Raw genomic sequence first — 15,798 nt, 5'->3', positions numbered from 1 at the left:
GCCAAGACATGTCGGCCAAGCATCCGATCATCGCCATTACCGGCTCGTCCGGCGCCGGGACGACGTCGGTGAAGAACATCTTCGACCAGATCTTCCGCCGCGAGCAGGTGAAGGCGGTGTTCATCGAGGGCGACGCGTTCCACCGCTACGATCGTCAGGCGATGAAGGACAAGATGGCCGACGAGGAGCGCCAGGGAAACCGCCACTTCTCGCATTTCAGCCCCGAGGCGAACGTCCTCGACAAGTTGCAGGCGGTGTTTTCGGACTACGGGCGCGAGGGGCGCGGCGAGACCCGGCACTACGTCCATGACGAGGCCGAGGCGAAGCTCTACGGCGCGGCGCCCGGCACCTTTTCGGACTGGACGGAACTGGAGGAGGGCAGCGATCTTCTGTTCTACGAGGGCCTGCATGGCTGCGTGAAGGCCGACGCGGTCGATCTCGCCGCGCTCGCCGATCTGAAGATCGGCGTCGTGCCGGTGATCAATCTCGAATGGATCCAGAAGATCCACCGCGACAAGGCCTCGCGCGGCTATTCCACCGAGGCGGTGATGGACGTGATCCTGCGCCGCATGCCGGACTACGTGAAATACATCTGCCCGCAATTCGCCCGCACCAACATCAACTTCCAGCGCGTGCCGATCGTCGATACGTCCGACCCGTTCATCGCCCGCTGGATCCCGACGGCGGATGAATCGATGATCGTCATCCGCTTCGCCAACCCGCGCGGCATCGACTTTCCGTATCTGCTGTCGATGATTCCCGGCAGCTTCATGTCGCGCGCCAATTCCATCGTCGCCCCGGGCAACAAGCTCGACATCGCCATGCAACTCATCCTGACGCCGCTGATCATGCAGCTGATGGAAAAAAAGCGCCGCGCGTCCTGAGCGCTGATCGACGGGATCGCCCGTCGACCAGGACCGACGCGGCCCGTTCCAAGGAGACCAGACCCCTATGGCCAAGATCACCCTCCGCCAGCTTCTCGATCACGCCGCCGAGAACGACTACGGCGTCCCCGCCTTCAACATCAACAACATGGAGCAGGGGCTGGCGATCATGGAAGCGGCCGCCAAGAGCGACGCGCCGGTGATCATGCAGGCCTCGCGCGGGGCGCGCTCCTACGCCAAGGACATCATGCTGTCGAAGATGATGGAGGCGCTGGTCGAGATGTTCCCGCAGATCCCGGTTTGCATCCATCAGGACCACGGCAACAACGAACAGACCTGCCTCTCCGCGATCCGCCACGGCTTCACCTCGGTGATGATGGACGGTTCGCTGGAAGCCGACATGACGACGCCCGCCTCCTACGACTACAATGTCGACATCACCGAGCGGGTGACGCGGATGGCCCATTGGGTGGGCGCCTCGGTCGAGGGCGAGCTCGGCGTGCTCGGCTCGCTGGAGACCGGCGAGGGCGAGAAGGAGGACGGCGTCGGCTTCGAGGGCAAGCTGTCGGAAGACCAGCTTCTGACCGACCCGGAGCAGGCCGTCGACTTCGTCCGCCGCACCAAGGTGGATGCACTTGCCATCGCCATGGGCACCTCGCACGGCGCCTATAAGTTCACCCGCAAGCCCGACGGCGAGATCCTCGCCATGCACATCATCGAGGCGATCCACCAGAAGCTGCCGAACACGCATCTGGTCATGCACGGTTCGTCCTCGGTGCCGGAGGATCTGCAGGCGATCATCAACAAATATGGCGGCAAGATGCGCGAGACCTATGGCGTACCGGTCGAGGAGATCGTCCGGGGCATCAAGCACGGCGTCCGCAAGGTCAATATCGACACCGATTGCCGCATGGCGATGACCGGCCAGTTCCGCCGGGTCGCGATGGAAAAGCCGGAGGAATTCGATCCGCGCAAGTTCCTGGTGCCGGCGATGGAGGCGTTGAAGACGCTTTGCCTCGACCGCTACGAGCGCTTCGGCTGCGCCGGTCAGGCTGGCAAGATCCGGCCGATGCCACTCGATGAGATGGCCGTGCGCTACGCCAAGGGCGAACTCGAACCGCGCATCGCAATGCGCGAAGCCGCCGAGTAGGGCGGACCGCCACCTGGCCGGGTAGTCGGCCGGGCGGCAAACGAACCGAGACAAAGCTGAATCGAAACGGCGCGGGGGCACCCCTCGCGGCGAACGGAGAAGGTGTGCCGAAATTGCTGAGCCGGCAGGGTCGCACGCCACCACGGATCCAGGAAGGAGACCGCTATGCAACAGGCTTCACAAACCATCAAGGGCAAGGACCGCTACAAGTCCGGCGTCATGGAATACCGCAAGATGGGCTACTGGGAGCCCGACTACGAGCCGAAGGAAACCGACGTCATCGCCTGTTTCAGGATCATCCCCCAGGACGGGGTCGATCCGATCGAGGCGGCCGCGGCCGTCGCGGGAGAAAGCTCCACGGCGACATGGACCGTGGTGTGGACCGACCGGCTGACGGCGGCGGAAAAGTACCGCGCCAAGGCGTATCGCGTCGACCAGGTGCCGAACACCGACGACCAGTATTTCGCCTATATCGCCTACGATCTCGACCTGTTCGAATCCGGCTCGATTGCCAACCTCACCGCCTCGATCATCGGCAACGTCTTCGGCTTCAAGCCGCTGAAGGGCCTTCGGCTCGAGGATATGCGGCTGCCGACCGCCTATGTGAAGACCTTCCAGGGGCCGGCGACCGGCATCGTCGTCGAGCGCGAGCGCCTTGACAAGTTCGGCCGGCCGCTGCTCGGCGCCACGGTGAAGCCGAAGCTCGGCCTGTCCGGTCGCAATTACGGCCGCGTCGTCTACGAGGCGCTGAAGGGCGGGCTCGACTTCACCAAGGACGACGAGAACATCAACTCGCAGTCATTCATGGATTGGCGCGAGCGCTTTTTGTACTGCATGGAGGCGGTCAACAAGGCGCAGGCCGCCACCGGCGAGATCAAGGGCAGCTATCTCAACGTCACCGCGGCGACGATGGAGGACATGTACGAGCGCGCCGAGTTCGCCAAGGAACTCGGGTCGAGCATCATCATGATCGATCTCGTCATCGGCTGGACGGCGATGCAGTCGATGGCCAAGTGGGCCCGCCGCAACAACATGATCCTGCACCTGCACCGGGCCGGCCACTCCACCTATACGCGCCAGAAGACCCATGGCGTGTCGTTCCGCGTCATCGCCAAATGGTCGCGGCTTGCGGGCGTCGATCACATCCACGCAGGCACCGTCGTTGGCAAGCTCGAGGGCGATCCGGCAACGACCAAGGGCTATTACGACATTTGCCGCGACGAGTTCACGCCGCAAAAACTCGAAAACGGCATCTTCTTCGATCAGCCCTGGGCCTCGCTGAACAAGGTGATGCCGGTCGCCTCCGGCGGCATTCACGCCGGCCAGATGCACCAGCTGATCGACCTTCTGGGCGAGGACGTGGTGCTGCAGTTCGGCGGCGGCACCATCGGTCACCCGATGGGCATCGCGGCCGGCGCGACGGCCAACCGCGTGGCGCTGGAATGCATGATCCTCGCCCGCAACGAGGGCCGCGACCTTCTCAACGAGGGGCCGGATATCCTCAACCAGGCGGCCAAGACGTGTACGCCGCTGAAGCAGGCGCTCGATACCTGGAAGGACGTGACCTTCAACTACACCTCGACCGACTCGCCCGATTATCAGGTGACGGCGACGGCATCGGCCTGAGCCGTTCCGAGGCGGAGCGTGATCCTCTTCCGCGTTCCGCCGCTCATTTCCCCATCAAAACGGCTGGCGCGGCCCGTATCGCCGCCAGCCGCCAACAAAGGAATCCGATCCATGCGCATCACCCAAGGAGCCTTTTCGTTCCTGCCCGACCTGACCGACAAGCAGATCACCGCACAGGTGCAATACTGCCTCGACAATGGCTGGGCGGTGAATCTGGAATACACCGACGATCCGCATCCCCGGAACACCTATTGGGACATGTGGGGTCATCCGATGTTCGACATCGCGGACGCGGCCGGCGTGATGATGGAGCTGACGGCGTGCCGCAAGGCCTATGGCGACCGCTACATCCGCATGTCGGCCTTCGATTCCACCCATGGCTGGGAATCGGTGAAGCTCAGCTTCATCGTCAACCGGCCGAAGGAAGAGCCCGGTTTCCGCCTGCGCCGGCAGGAGATGGAGGGTCGCAACATCCGCTACACCACCGAGACCTACGCCACCGACAAGCCGGAGGGCGAGCGGTATTCGGGCTGAGACATCACGCCGCCATCGTCATCCCCGACCTGACGGGCGGGGATGACGAAGCATCGGATCGAGCGGCCGTTCTGCAAGGAGCGGGCTGCCGCAACGGACAAGTCCGAGGCACAAAGCCGGGCAAACGGAGGTCATCGAATGAGCTACCTCGACCAGTTGAACAAGGGCGGAAAGTCTGACGGCGAGACCGCGCCCTCGAAAACGACGGCGGAGCCACAAGCCGCCGCGATCGGTGACAACGCTGACGAAACCGCCCCCATAACCGTCGACCTCAAGCGCGAATACGAGGATGCCGGCGTCAGGGACGTGCTGGAAGAACTCGATCGCGATCTCATCGGTCTGGCGCCGGTGAAGAAGCGGATTCGCGAGACCGCGGCGCTGCTTCTGGTCGAGCGGGCCCGCCGCCGGCTCGGCCTCGCCCACGAGACGCCGACGCTGCACATGAGCTTCACCGGCAATCCGGGCACCGGCAAGACGACGGTGGCGATGAAGATGGCGAACCTTCTCCATCGGCTCGGCTACATCCGCAAGGGCCATCTCGTCTCGGTGACCCGCGACGACCTTGTCGGGCAATATATCGGCCACACCGCGCCGAAGACGAAGGACATCCTCAAGAAGGCGATGGGCGGCGTCCTGTTCATCGACGAGGCCTATTATCTCTACCGCCCCGAGAACGAGCGCGACTACGGGCAGGAGGCGATCGAGATCCTGTTGCAGGTGATGGAGAACCAGCGCGACGACCTCGTCGTCATCCTCGCCGGCTATACCGACCGAATGGACACGTTCTTCGAGTCAAATCCCGGATTTCGCTCGCGCATCGCCCACCACATCGACTTTCCCGACTATTCCGACGACGAGCTCCTGCGCATTTCGGTGGGAATGCTGGAGCGGCAGAACTATCACCTCGCCGACGAAGCAAAGGCGGTGCTGGCGCGCTATATCGAGCGGCGCCGGGCGCAGCCGCATTTCGCCAACGCCCGCTCGATCCGCAATGCCCTCGACCGGGCGCGGCTCAGACAGGCCAACCGGCTGTTCGAAACCGCCGAAGGTCCCTTGAACGCGGAAGCGCTTTCGCGCATCGAGGCGGAAGACATTTCCGCCAGCCGGGTCTTCAACGACCCGCCCGGCCGGGACGACGACAGCACGCAGGAGACCCCATGACCAAGCCCGTCATCATCGCCCCCTCGATCCTCTCGGCGGACTTCGCGCGCCTCGGCGAAGAGGTCGCTGCGGTCGACAAGGCCGGCGCCGATTGGATCCATCTCGATGTGATGGACGGCCATTTCGTGCCGAACATCACCTTCGGCCCGCCGATCGTCAAAGCCGTCCGCGGCGCCTCGACGAAAGTGTTCGACTGTCATTTGATGATCGAGCCGTGCGACCCGTATCTGGAGGCCTTCGCCGAGGCCGGCTGCGATATCATCACGGTGCATGCCGAGGCGACGAAGCATCTCGATCGCTCACTGCAGGCGATCCGCGCACTCGGCAAGAAGGCCGGCGTCTCGCTCAACCCGTCGACGCCGGAAAGCGTCATCCAATACGTGCTCGACCGGCTCGACCTCGTTCTCCTGATGACGGTCAATCCGGGTTTCGGCGGGCAGGCCTTCATCCCCTCGGTCATCGACAAGGTGCGCCGGGTCAAGGCGATGATCGGCGACCGCGACATCCTTATCGAGATCGACGGGGGCGTGACTCCCGAGACGGCCCCGCTGGTGGTCGAGGCCGGCGCCGACGTGCTCGTCGCCGGCTCGGCGATCTTCAAGGGCGGCACGCCGGCGCATTACGAAGCCAACATGAAAGCGATCCGCGCGGCGGCGGGGGCGGTGTCGAAGGCCGCCTGAGTTCTTCCCTCTCAGGATGCCCTGTTGCCGCGCGGTGTCGAAAAGGCCCGCGCGGTCTTTATTTCAAGCCGTCACCCCTTTGCCCCCAAGCATCGTCGAAGACGAGGTCGTCGAGATCGAGGCGCCGTCGCCAGCCCTTTGCCTGTAACTCGGGCTCGTCGTAAAGCCGATCGACATAGCCGACGCACAGATAGGCGACGACGCTGATCTCTTCCGGGATCTCCAAGATATCGCGCAATTCCGGCTCGTGATAGATCGACACCCAGCCCACGCCGACGCCCTCGGCCCGCGCCGCGAGCCACAGATTCTGGACGGCGCAGACGGTCGAATAAAGGTCCATTTCCGAATTGTGCGTGCGGCCGATGACGACCGGGCCGCCACGGCTCCGGTCGCAGGTGACGCAGATATTGAGCGGCGCCTTGCGGATACCCTCCAGTTTCAGGGATCGGTAGGTCGCCTGCCGCCCATCGGCGAACATCTCCGCGGCTTCCTCGTTGGCTCGGCTGAAGGCGGCGTGAACGCGGTGGCGAACCGCCGAATCCCGGACCAGAACGAAGTTCCACGGCTGCATGAAGCCGACCGAGGGCGCATGATGGGCGGCCTCCAGCAGCCGCCGAAGGACGTCGTCGGGCAACGGTCGCGGCAGGAACTCGTCGCGCACGTCACGCCGCGTTTCGATCGCGCGATAGACCGCCGCGCGTTCCGCATCGTCGAAGGCTCCGGCCGGTCGCGGGCTTGGCTTTTCCAGCATTGATGCTCCTTCGGCTTTGGGTCGAGGCGCAGCTATGCTCCGGATTCGCGGCTGTTAGCAATGGTGCTTTCCACCCGCCCTTGAAGCGCTGCCCTCAGCCTTCTAGACCTGTTCTCGGCAGCGGCGCACTCCGGCCGCGACAGGGGAGGGACCGGCTTGGATTTTGCGCTGACAGACGAGCAGAGCCAGATCTTCGCGATGGCGCGGGAATTCGCCGTCGAGAAGATGGCGCCCCACGCGGCAAGCTGGGAGGAAGACAAGGCGCTGCCGCGCGACGTCCTGCAGGAACTCGCCGGCCTCGGCATGGCGGCGATCGTCGTCCGCGACGACTACGGCTCCGGCCTGACGCGGCTCGACGCGGCGCTGATCTTCGAGGCGCTGTCCTATGGCGATCCGTCGGTGTCGGCGTTCCTGTCGATCCACAACATGGTCGCCTGGATGGTGGATTCGTTCGGGACCGAGGAGCAGCGCGCCGAGTGGCTGCCCAAGCTCAGCAGCATGGACAAGGTCGCGAGCTATTGCCTGACCGAACCGGGCTCGGGCTCGGACGCGGCGGCGCTTCGAACCAGCGCCAAGCCCGACGGCAACGGCTATGTGCTGAACGGCACCAAGAGCTTCATCTCCGGCGCCGGCTTTTCCGACCTCTATGTCGTCATGGCGCGGACCGGCGAGGCGGGGCCGAAGGGTATCTCGGCGATCCTGGTTGAGAACGGCGCGGAGGGTCTGTCGTTCGGGGCGCAGGAAAAGAAGATGGGCTGGCTGGCCCAACCGACCGCCGAAGTGCGCTTCGAGGACTGCAAGGTGCCGGGCGGCGCGTTGCTCGGCGAGGAGGGCAAGGGCTTTGCCTATGCCATGATGGGGCTCGACGGTGGCCGGCTGAACATTTCGGCCTGCGCGCTCGGCGCGGCGCAGGCCGCGCTCGACAAGTCGGTCGCCTACATGAAGGAGCGCAAGGCCTTCGGCAAGAATCTGACCGAGTTCCAGGCGCTGCAATTCCGGCTCGCCGACATGGAGACCGAATTGCAGGCGGCGCGCATCTTCCTGCGCCAGGCGGCGTGGAAGCTGGACACCAAGGCGCCGGACGCGACCAAGCATTGCGCCATGGCCAAGCGGTTCGTCACCGATACGAGCTTCAACGTCGCCAACATGGCGCTGCAGCTGCATGGCGGCTACGGCTATCTCGCCGATTACGGCATCGAGAAGATCGTGAGGGATCTCCGCGTCCATCAGATCCTCGAGGGCACCAACGAGATCATGCGGATGATCACCGCCCGCGCGCTTCTGGCCGAGCACGGGTGAGCGCGATGCGGGACGAGACGACGACCGACGACGTGCTGATCCGGGTCGAGGGCTGGGCTGGGCGGATCACGCTGAACCGGCCGAAGGCGCTCAACGCGCTGACCTGGGAGATGGCGCGGGCGATCGAGGCGGCGCTGCGCGAATGGGCAGTGGACGAGGCCGTGGCGCTGGTGATCATCGATGCGGCCGGCGAGCGGGCGTTCTGTGCCGGCGGCGACATCGCCGAGCTTTACCAGCACGGCCGCGCTGGCGAGTTCGCCTACGGCCAGCGCTTCTGGGCCGAGGAATACCGGCTGAACCGGCTGATCGCCCATTACGACAAGCCCTATGTCGCGGTGATGGACGGCATCGTCATGGGCGGCGGCGTTGGACTGGCGGCCCATGGCGGCCACCGCATCGTGACCGAACGCTCGATGGTGGCGATGCCCGAATGCGGCATCGGTCTCGTGCCCGACGTCGGCGGCTCGCTGATCCTGGCGACGGCGCCGGGGCGGCTCGGCGAATATCTCGGCACGACCGGCTTTCGCATGGGCCCCGCCGACGCGATCCTCGCCGGTTTCGCGGATGTTTACGTGCCGTCCGAGCGCTTGGCCGACCTCGTTGCCCGGCTGGTCGAGACAGGCGATCCGGCGGTGATCGACGCCTTCGCCGAGATGCCGCCCGAAGGTGAGCTGGCCGGGCGGCGCGGGGCGATCGACGCCTTGTTCGGCGCGTCCTCCGCCGCCGCGATCGTCGCCGCGCTGGAAGCCGATGGCGGTGAATTCGCCGAAACGACGCTTAAGGCGATCCGGCGCGGGTCGCCGATCTCGGTGGCGGCGACGCTGGCGATCGTGCGCGCTGTGCGCGAGGACCCGACGATCGAGAACGCGCTGATACGCGAATACCGCTTCACCTTCCGCAGCCAGCAGGAGGGCGATTTCCTCGAAGGCATCCGCGCGGCGGTCATCGACAAGGACCGCCAGCCGCAATGGTCGGTGGCGCGCATCGAGGATCTGCCGCGGGAGCGGGTGGATGCGATCTTGGCGCCGCTCGGCGATAACGAACTCACATGGGAGGAACGGGCATGAGGATCGGCTTCATCGGTCTCGGCAATATGGGCGCGCCGATGGCGAAGAACCTCGCCAAGGCGGGCCACGACGTGACCGGTTTCGACCCGGCGGGCGTCGCGGTAGAGGGCGTTGCGCCAGCGGATTCCGCCGAGGGCGCGGTGCGCGGCATGCACGCCGTCATCACCATGCTGCCGAACGGGGAGATCGTCCGGGCCGTGCATGGCGACATCGTCAAGGCCGCGGACATGGGCGCGCTGATCATCGACTGCTCGACGGTCGACGTCGACAGTGCCCGCGCGGTGCATAAGCTCGCCGAGAATGCGGGGCTTTTGTCGCTCGACGCGCCGGTCTCCGGCGGCACCGGCGGGGCCGAGGCCGGCACGCTGACCTTCATGGTCGGCGGCGGCGAGGACGCCTTTGCCAAGGGCAAGACGCTGTTCAACATCATGGGCCAGAAGGCGGTGCATTGCGGCGCCGCGGGCGCCGGGCAGGCGGCGAAGATCTGCAACAACATGATCCTCGGTATTTCCATGATCGGGGTCTGCGAGGCATTTCATCTCGCCGACAAGCTCGGCCTCGACCGGCAGGCGATGTTCGACGTCGCCTCGACCTCGTCGGGTTCGTGCTGGTCGATCAACACCTATTGCCCGGCACCCGGCATCGGGCCGAAGAGCCCGGCCGACAACGACTACAAGCCGGGGTTCGCCGCCGATCTGATGCTGAAGGATCTGAACCTGTCGCAGGAAGCGGCGGAAAGCGCCGGGGCGACCACCGAGCTCGGCCGCCACGCCCGCGACATCTACGACGCCTTCGTCGCTGCGGGCGGCAAGGGTCGCGACTTCTCGGCGATCTTGGACAAGCTGTCGAAGGGCTGAGGCGAATCAGAAGTGGCCGGGGGACAGCGCCTGCGTGCCGCAGCTGCTCTCCGCACGTTCGCGTTCGTGAAGCGCCGCGACCCCTCTGCGGTCGTTGACGGATTTTGTCGAGCGCGAGAAGCGCTCAATGGAGAACGCATGATACCGACAACGAGACCCATCCCGCAAACAATGCATGGCGTCCTGCTGACCGGGCATGGCGGCCTGGATAAACTCGACTATCGCACTGATCTGGCCGTGCCAAAGCCGGGCGTCGGAGAGGTCCTGATCCGGGTGCATGCCGCCGGGGTCAATAACACCGACATCAATACCCGCACCGGCTGGTACTCCAAGACCGTCACCGGTGCGAGCGGCGATGAAGGCGGGACGGGAGACGCCGGCGATGCCGCGTGGTCAGGCGTGCCGCTACAATTGCCCCGGATCCAGGGCGCGGATTGCTGCGGAACGATCGTCGCGGTCGGCGAGGGAGTGGACGAGGGCCGGATCTGCGAGCGCGTGCTCGTGGCGACAATGCAGGCTTCGCTCGGAGGAGGCGGCGCTTACGACTTCGGCACGTTCGGTTCGGAACGCGATGGCGCGTTTGCACAGTATTGCGTCGCTCTGGCCACTGAAACCCACGCCGTTGAGACCGAACTCAGCGACATTGAACTCGGCGCGATCCCCTGCGCCTTCTCGACAGCCGAGGGCATGCTGCAGCGGGCTGGGGTATCTGGCGCGGATCGGATCTTCGTCACCGGTGCGTCCGGCGGCGTCGGCATGGCCGCCGTTCAGCTGGCGCGGTTACGGGGAGCGCATATCGTCGCGCAGGCGAGCGCCGGCAAGGCCGAGGCGGTGCGCGCGGCGGGCGCGGACGAGGTCGTCGATCGCGACGCCGATCTGCTGACATATCCTGGTGCGCGGAGCATGGATGTCGTCGTCGATGTGGTGGCCGGGCCGGCCTTCCCGACCGTGATTGCACTGTTGAAGCGCGGTGGCCGCTACGTCACTGCGGGGGCGATCGCCGGACCCATGGTCGAGCTCGACGTACGTGATCTGTATCTAAAGGATCTGACCCTTTTCGGCAGCACTTACCAGCCGGCGTCCGTCTTCTCGGCGATCGTCGATCATGTGAATGCCGGCAGGCTGCGGCCGCTGGTCTCGAAGACCTATCCGCTTTCGGAGATCTGCCTCGCGCAGGATGCCTTCATGGCCAAGACCTATCCGGGAAAGATCGTCCTGATCCCGCCGGTGGACGATGCATGAAGATGACCGATTTCCGCGTCAATTAAATCACCTTTTCGCCGGCGGATCGGCGACGCGATCGCCGCGCGCAATATCCACGCGGCGATCCATGACGGGTTGCGCTATGGCCGGCTGCTCTAAGCCGGCTGGCGGGCGCGTTTTGTTACTTGCCGTCTTTTTCCGGGGTGGCCTTCGGCCCGCCTTTGAGATCGGCGATCAGCGCTTTCATCTCGGCGATCTCGAGAACCTGTGCCTTGATGATCTCGTCCGCCAGCTTGCGCACGCGGGGGTCAGTAATCTTCGCCCGCTCGCTGGTCAGGATGGCGATGGAGTGGTGGGGGATCATCGCTTGCATGTAGTCGACATCGTCCACCGTCACCTGGCTCCGGACCAGATAGAGCACGGCCGCGAAGGCCAGGAAGGCGCCGACGAAGATGCCGATATTCGCGCCCTTATTGGGAAACATCCCGATCATATAGGCCAGCATTACGACAAACATCGTCGACCCCATCAACAAGGCGACGTAACCGCGCGTCTCGCTGAAGAACGCATGATCGACGATGTCGAAGCTCGTTAGGTAGGTGATGCCGAACATGAGAACGACGGAGGTTCCGACCATGAGGAACAGCTTGAGATAAGGCGACATACGATAAATTTTCCTAGTTTTTCTGGGGTGGGGTAACGAAAGGGACGGTTGGCGACGGAGCGCCGTCAGCGCGCGTCAAGACGGACCGACCGGAGCCTCAGCGCATTGCTGATCACCGAGACCGACGACAGGCTCATCGCCGCCGCCGCGAAGACCGGCGAGATCAGGATGCCGAGGAACGGGTAGAGGATACCCGCCGCCACCGGCACGCCAGCGGCGTTGTAGACCATGGCGAAGAACAGGTTTTGCTTGATGTTGCGCATGGTCGCCTGCGACAGCCGCCGCGCCCGCACGATACCGTCGAGATTGCCCTTCACCAGGGTGATGCCGGCGCTCTCGATGGCGACGTCGGCGCCGGTGCCCATGGCGATGCCGACATCGGCCTGAGCCAGAGCCGGGGCGTCGTTGACGCCGTCACCGGCCATCGCGACCTTGTGGCCTTCCGCCTGCATTTCCTTGATGATGCGGGCCTTGTCCTCCGGCAGCACCTCGGCGCGAATCTCGTCGATGCCGAGCCGGCCGGCGATCGCCTTGGCCGTGCGCTCATTGTCGCCGGTGGCCATGACGATGCGGAATCCCTCCGCGTGCAGCGCCTTGATCGCCGCCGGTGTCGTCCCCTTCATCGGATCGGCGACGCTGACGAGCCCCGCGATCGCTCCTTCCACAACGACGAACATCACCGTCTCGCCCTGATCGCGTCGGGAATTGGCGGTCTCGATCAGCGCCGCCCCGTCGAGACCGAGTTCGGTCATGAAACGGCTGTTGCCGAGCGCGACCGACCTGCCGTCGACGACGCCCTTGACGCCCATGCCGGTGACCGCCTCGAAATCGTCGGCGCTCACCATCTCGACGCCCCGCTCCTCGGCCCCTGCGACGATCGCCTCGGCGAGCGGATGTTCGGAGCCGCGTTCCAGCGAGGCCGCGAGGCGCAGCACCTCGGCCTCGTCATGGCCGGCTTCCGGCAGCACCGCGACTAACCTCGGCTTGCCCTCGGTCAAGGTGCCCGTCTTGTCGACGATCAGCGTGTCGACCTTGGCGAAACGCTCCAGCGCCTCGGCGTTCTTGATCAGGACACCGGCCTGGGCGCCGCGCCCGGTCGCCGTCATGATCGACATCGGCGTGGCGAGACCCAGCGCGCAGGGGCAGGCGATGATCAACACCGCGACCGCCGAGACCAGGGCGTAGGCCAGCGCTGGCTCCGGCCCGAAAATGGCCCAACTGATGAACGCGATGACCGCCGCCGCGATCACCGCCGGGACGAAATAGCCCGCCACCGCATCGGCGAGCTTCTGGATCGGCGCGCGCGAGCGCTGGGCGTTGGCGACCATCTCGACGATCTGGCTGAGCATCGTGTCCTTGCCGACGCGCTTTGCCTCGATCACCAGACTGCCATTCTTGTTGATGGTTGCGCCGGTGACCTTGTCGCCCGGTGTCTTCTCCACCGGGATCGGTTCGCCGGTGAGCATCGATTCGTCGATCGAGGAGCGGCCGTCGACGACTGTGCCGTCGACCGGCACCTTGTCGCCGGGGCGCACGCGCAGCCGGTCGCCAAGCACGACCTCTTCGAGCGGAATCTCTTCCTCGATGCCGTCCGGGCGGATAACGCGCGCCGTCTTGGCGGCGAGGTCGAGCAGCGCACGGATTGCCGAGCCGGTGCGCTCGCGAGCGCGCAGTTCGAGGATCTGACCGAGCAGGACCAGGACGACGATCACCGCGCCGGCCTCGAAATAGACGCCGACCGTGCCTTCGGCGGTGCGGAAGCCGGCTGGGAAGATCTGGGGAAACAGAACGGCAACGACGCTGAACAGATAGGCCGCCAGGACGCCCATGCCGATCAGGCTGAACATGTTGAGGTTCATCGTCTTGAACGACTTGTAGCCGCGCACCAGGAACGGCCAGCCGGCCCACAGGATGACCGGCGTCGCGAGGACGAGTTCAATCCAGCGAGCGGCACGCTCGCCGATCCATTCGCCGACCGGTAGACCGAGCATCGGCCCCATGGCGATGACGAGCAACGGAACGGTCAACACCGCGCCGACCCAGAACCGCCGTGTGAAATCGACCAATTCGGGATTCGGGCCTTCATCGCCCGTCGGCACCCCCATCGGCTCCAGCGCCATGCCACAGATCGGGCAGTCGTCAGGATGGTCCTCGACGATTTCGGGATGCATCGGGCAGGTGTACATCGTGCCTTCCGGCATCGGCTCCGGGGCGGGTCGATCGCCGAGATATTTCTCGGGCTCGGCCTCGAACTTTTCATGGCAGCGCTGCGAGCAGAAATAGAATCGCTCGCCCTGGTGCTTGGCCATGTGCTTGGCGCTGGCCCGCTCGACGGTCATGCCGCACACCGGATCCTTGGCGGTGACATAGTCTTCGGGCGCCGCCTCGAACTTCGTGCGGCAACCCTCGCTGCAAAAGTGGAACGTATGGCCGTCATGGGTCGCCGTCGGCTTGCCGGCTTCGGGATCGACCGTCATGCCGCAGACCGGATCACGGAACAGAGCGGTCTCGGCGTTTGCGCCGGGACCGGCAGATTCCGGATGATCATGGCTGTGATCGCCATGCGAGGCGGCGGTGCCGTCGCGGGTGTTGGTGTCGGACATGCGGGGAGTCCTTCTGGAAAAGAGGAAGGCTGGCGAAATTAGGATCGATGGGTCGTTCAGGCTATTTGGTCCTTCCAGTAGCTGGAAGGTCAAGAGGCACGATCGTCAGCCCAGCCGTGAGGCCCGAAGTTCCCCATCGCTGGCCGGTCGCGAGCGTTGTCGTCGGTCGGTTTGTGGCCGGCCCGGACTTTTCCTCGGCGAATTGCGTTGTATGGTCCGCCGGCCGGAAACGGCTCGCATTTGCTCGCAACCGTCTCGCCCTCCACGAGGAATCCGCCATGAAGACGATCAAGCTCGGCCGTACCGGCCTCGATGTCACGCCGCTCTGCCTCGGCTGCATGAGCTACGGTGCATCCGACGCCGGGACGCATTCCTGGTCGATACCCGAGGAGGAAAGCCGGCCGTTCATCCGCCGGGCGATCGAACTCGGCATCAATTTCTTCGACACGGCGAACATGTATTCGGCCGGCACCAGCGAGGAGATCCTCGGTCGGGCCCTGAAGGATTTCGGCAAGCGCGACGAGGTCGTCATCGCCACCAAGGTGTTCAACCGCATGCATGACGGCCCGAACGGCATGGGTCTGTCGCGCAAGGCGATCTTCAGCGAGATCGACAAGAGCCTGATGCGGCTCGGGACCGACTATGTCGACCTCTACCAGATTCATCGTTGGGATTACCGCACGCCGATCGAGGAAACGCTGGAAGCGCTGCACGATGTCGTCAAGGCCGGTAAGGCCCGCTATATCGGTGCGTCCTCCATGCATGCCTGGCAGTTCGCCAAGGCGCTGCATCTGTCGGAAAAGCATGGATGGACGCGATTCGTGACCATGCAGAACCATCTGAATCTGCTCTATCGCGAAGAGGAACGCGAGATGCTGCCGCTGTGCCGGGATCAAGGCATCGGCGTCATCCCGTGGTCGCCGATGGCACGTGGGCGCCTGACTCGCGCTTGGGACGAGACCACCCACCGCTTCGATACCGACGAGGTCGCCAAGAAGCTGTACCGCGTCCACGAAGATGCTGAGAAGGCGATCGTCGACGCGGTTGGCGAGATCGCCAAGGCACGGGGAGTCGCTCGAGCGCAGGTGGCGCTGGCTTGGACGCGCCAGAAACCGGGCGTGACCGCGCCGATCGTCGGCGCGACCAAGATGCAACATCTCGACGATGCCGTGGCGTCCCTCGATATCCAACTGACCGCGGACGAGATCGCCGCACTGGAAGCGCCCTATCAGCCGCGTGCGGTGGCCGGTTTCAAATAGCGGAAATCGGCCCGCCGGCGTTGCCCGGTCGTTTGGCGACGGCCAGGGAATGCGGCCGAG

At 65.0% G+C, this 15,798-nt stretch carries 14 protein-coding genes; 11 read left to right on the top strand and 3 right to left on the bottom strand.

The annotated features are described in order from the left end of the window. Positions 1-8: 8 nt before the first annotated feature. The 6 genes from VSX60_RS01705 (at position 9) to rpe (ending at position 6,035) form a co-directional block, all read left to right on the top strand. Complete coding sequence (locus VSX60_RS01705) at positions 9-884, top strand: phosphoribulokinase (protein WP_327622398.1); 876 nt, start codon at positions 9-11, stop codon at positions 882-884. A 67-nt stretch (positions 885-951) separates the two neighbouring features. Continuing rightward, a complete protein-coding gene (fba, locus tag VSX60_RS01700; protein WP_327622397.1) occupies positions 952-2,034 on the top strand; it encodes a class II fructose-bisphosphate aldolase in 1,083 nt (360 codons plus the stop codon). Between the two features lie 165 nt (positions 2,035-2,199). After that, on the top strand, positions 2,200-3,660 hold the full coding sequence (locus tag VSX60_RS01695; RefSeq protein ID WP_327622396.1) for a form I ribulose bisphosphate carboxylase large subunit: 1,461 nt from the start codon (positions 2,200-2,202) through the stop codon (positions 3,658-3,660). Between the two features lie 111 nt (positions 3,661-3,771). Continuing rightward, complete coding sequence (locus tag VSX60_RS01690; protein ID WP_327622395.1) at positions 3,772-4,194, top strand: ribulose bisphosphate carboxylase small subunit; 423 nt, start codon at positions 3,772-3,774, stop codon at positions 4,192-4,194. A 138-nt stretch (positions 4,195-4,332) separates the two neighbouring features. After that, the gene (gene cbbX, locus VSX60_RS01685; protein ID WP_327622393.1) at positions 4,333-5,355 is read left to right on the top strand and encodes a CbbX protein; all 1,023 of its coding nucleotides are present in this window, start codon (positions 4,333-4,335) and stop codon (positions 5,353-5,355) included. Beyond that, complete coding sequence (rpe, locus tag VSX60_RS01680) at positions 5,352-6,035, top strand: ribulose-phosphate 3-epimerase (RefSeq protein ID WP_327622391.1); 684 nt, start codon at positions 5,352-5,354, stop codon at positions 6,033-6,035. Before cbbX ends, rpe begins: the two co-directional genes overlap by 4 nt. A 58-nt stretch (positions 6,036-6,093) precedes the next feature. Here the strand turns inward: rpe and bluB are convergent, their stop codons facing one another. Then, positions 6,094-6,786: a 5,6-dimethylbenzimidazole synthase gene (gene bluB, locus VSX60_RS01675; protein ID WP_327622389.1), complete on the bottom strand. Its 693-nt coding sequence runs from the start codon at positions 6,784-6,786 to the stop codon at positions 6,094-6,096. Positions 6,787-6,942: 156 nt separating this feature from the next. On the opposite strand from bluB, the gene VSX60_RS01670 reads away from it, so the two are divergent. From VSX60_RS01670 to VSX60_RS01655, 4 genes are read left to right on the top strand one after another with little or no spacing between them, the layout of a single operon-like run. After that, positions 6,943-8,085 carry an acyl-CoA dehydrogenase family protein gene (locus tag VSX60_RS01670; protein ID WP_327622388.1) on the top strand — a complete coding sequence of 381 codons (1,143 nt, stop codon included), beginning with the start codon at positions 6,943-6,945 and terminating at the stop codon, positions 8,083-8,085. Positions 8,086-8,090: 5 nt separating this feature from the next. Further along, entirely contained in the window at positions 8,091-9,152 is a 1,062-nt protein-coding gene (locus VSX60_RS01665) for an enoyl-CoA hydratase/isomerase family protein (RefSeq protein ID WP_327622481.1), read from the top strand. Continuing rightward, positions 9,149-10,009 (top strand): 3-hydroxyisobutyrate dehydrogenase, encoded by an 861-nt coding sequence (gene mmsB, locus VSX60_RS01660; protein ID WP_327622387.1) that lies wholly within the window; start codon positions 9,149-9,151, stop codon positions 10,007-10,009. Before VSX60_RS01665 ends, mmsB begins: the two co-directional genes overlap by 4 nt. A 12-nt stretch (positions 10,010-10,021) precedes the next feature. Further along, on the top strand, positions 10,022-11,251 hold the full coding sequence (locus VSX60_RS01655; RefSeq protein ID WP_327622386.1) for an alcohol dehydrogenase family protein: 1,230 nt from the start codon (positions 10,022-10,024) through the stop codon (positions 11,249-11,251). Positions 11,252-11,393: 142 nt separating this feature from the next. Here the strand turns inward: VSX60_RS01655 and VSX60_RS01650 are convergent, their stop codons facing one another. Both VSX60_RS01650 and VSX60_RS01645 read right to left on the bottom strand, forming a co-directional pair. Next, positions 11,394-11,876: a DUF305 domain-containing protein gene (locus tag VSX60_RS01650; RefSeq protein ID WP_327622385.1), complete on the bottom strand. Its 483-nt coding sequence runs from the start codon at positions 11,874-11,876 to the stop codon at positions 11,394-11,396. A gap of 65 nt (positions 11,877-11,941) precedes the next feature. Next, positions 11,942-14,479 carry a heavy metal translocating P-type ATPase gene (locus tag VSX60_RS01645; protein ID WP_327622384.1) on the bottom strand — a complete coding sequence of 846 codons (2,538 nt, stop codon included), beginning with the start codon at positions 14,477-14,479 and terminating at the stop codon, positions 11,942-11,944. Positions 14,480-14,757: 278 nt separating this feature from the next. On the opposite strand from VSX60_RS01645, the gene VSX60_RS01640 reads away from it, so the two are divergent. Continuing rightward, the gene (locus tag VSX60_RS01640; protein ID WP_327622383.1) at positions 14,758-15,738 is read left to right on the top strand and encodes an aldo/keto reductase; all 981 of its coding nucleotides are present in this window, start codon (positions 14,758-14,760) and stop codon (positions 15,736-15,738) included. The last annotated feature ends 60 nt before the right edge of the window (positions 15,739-15,798 follow it).

The sequence above is a fragment of the Aurantimonas sp. A3-2-R12 genome, assembly GCF_036016755.1.
Lineage (GTDB): Bacteria > Pseudomonadota > Alphaproteobacteria > Rhizobiales > Rhizobiaceae > Aurantimonas > Aurantimonas coralicida_A.
Note: the sequence above shows the minus strand (reverse complement) of the source record. Positions and strands in the feature narration are given on the sequence as shown.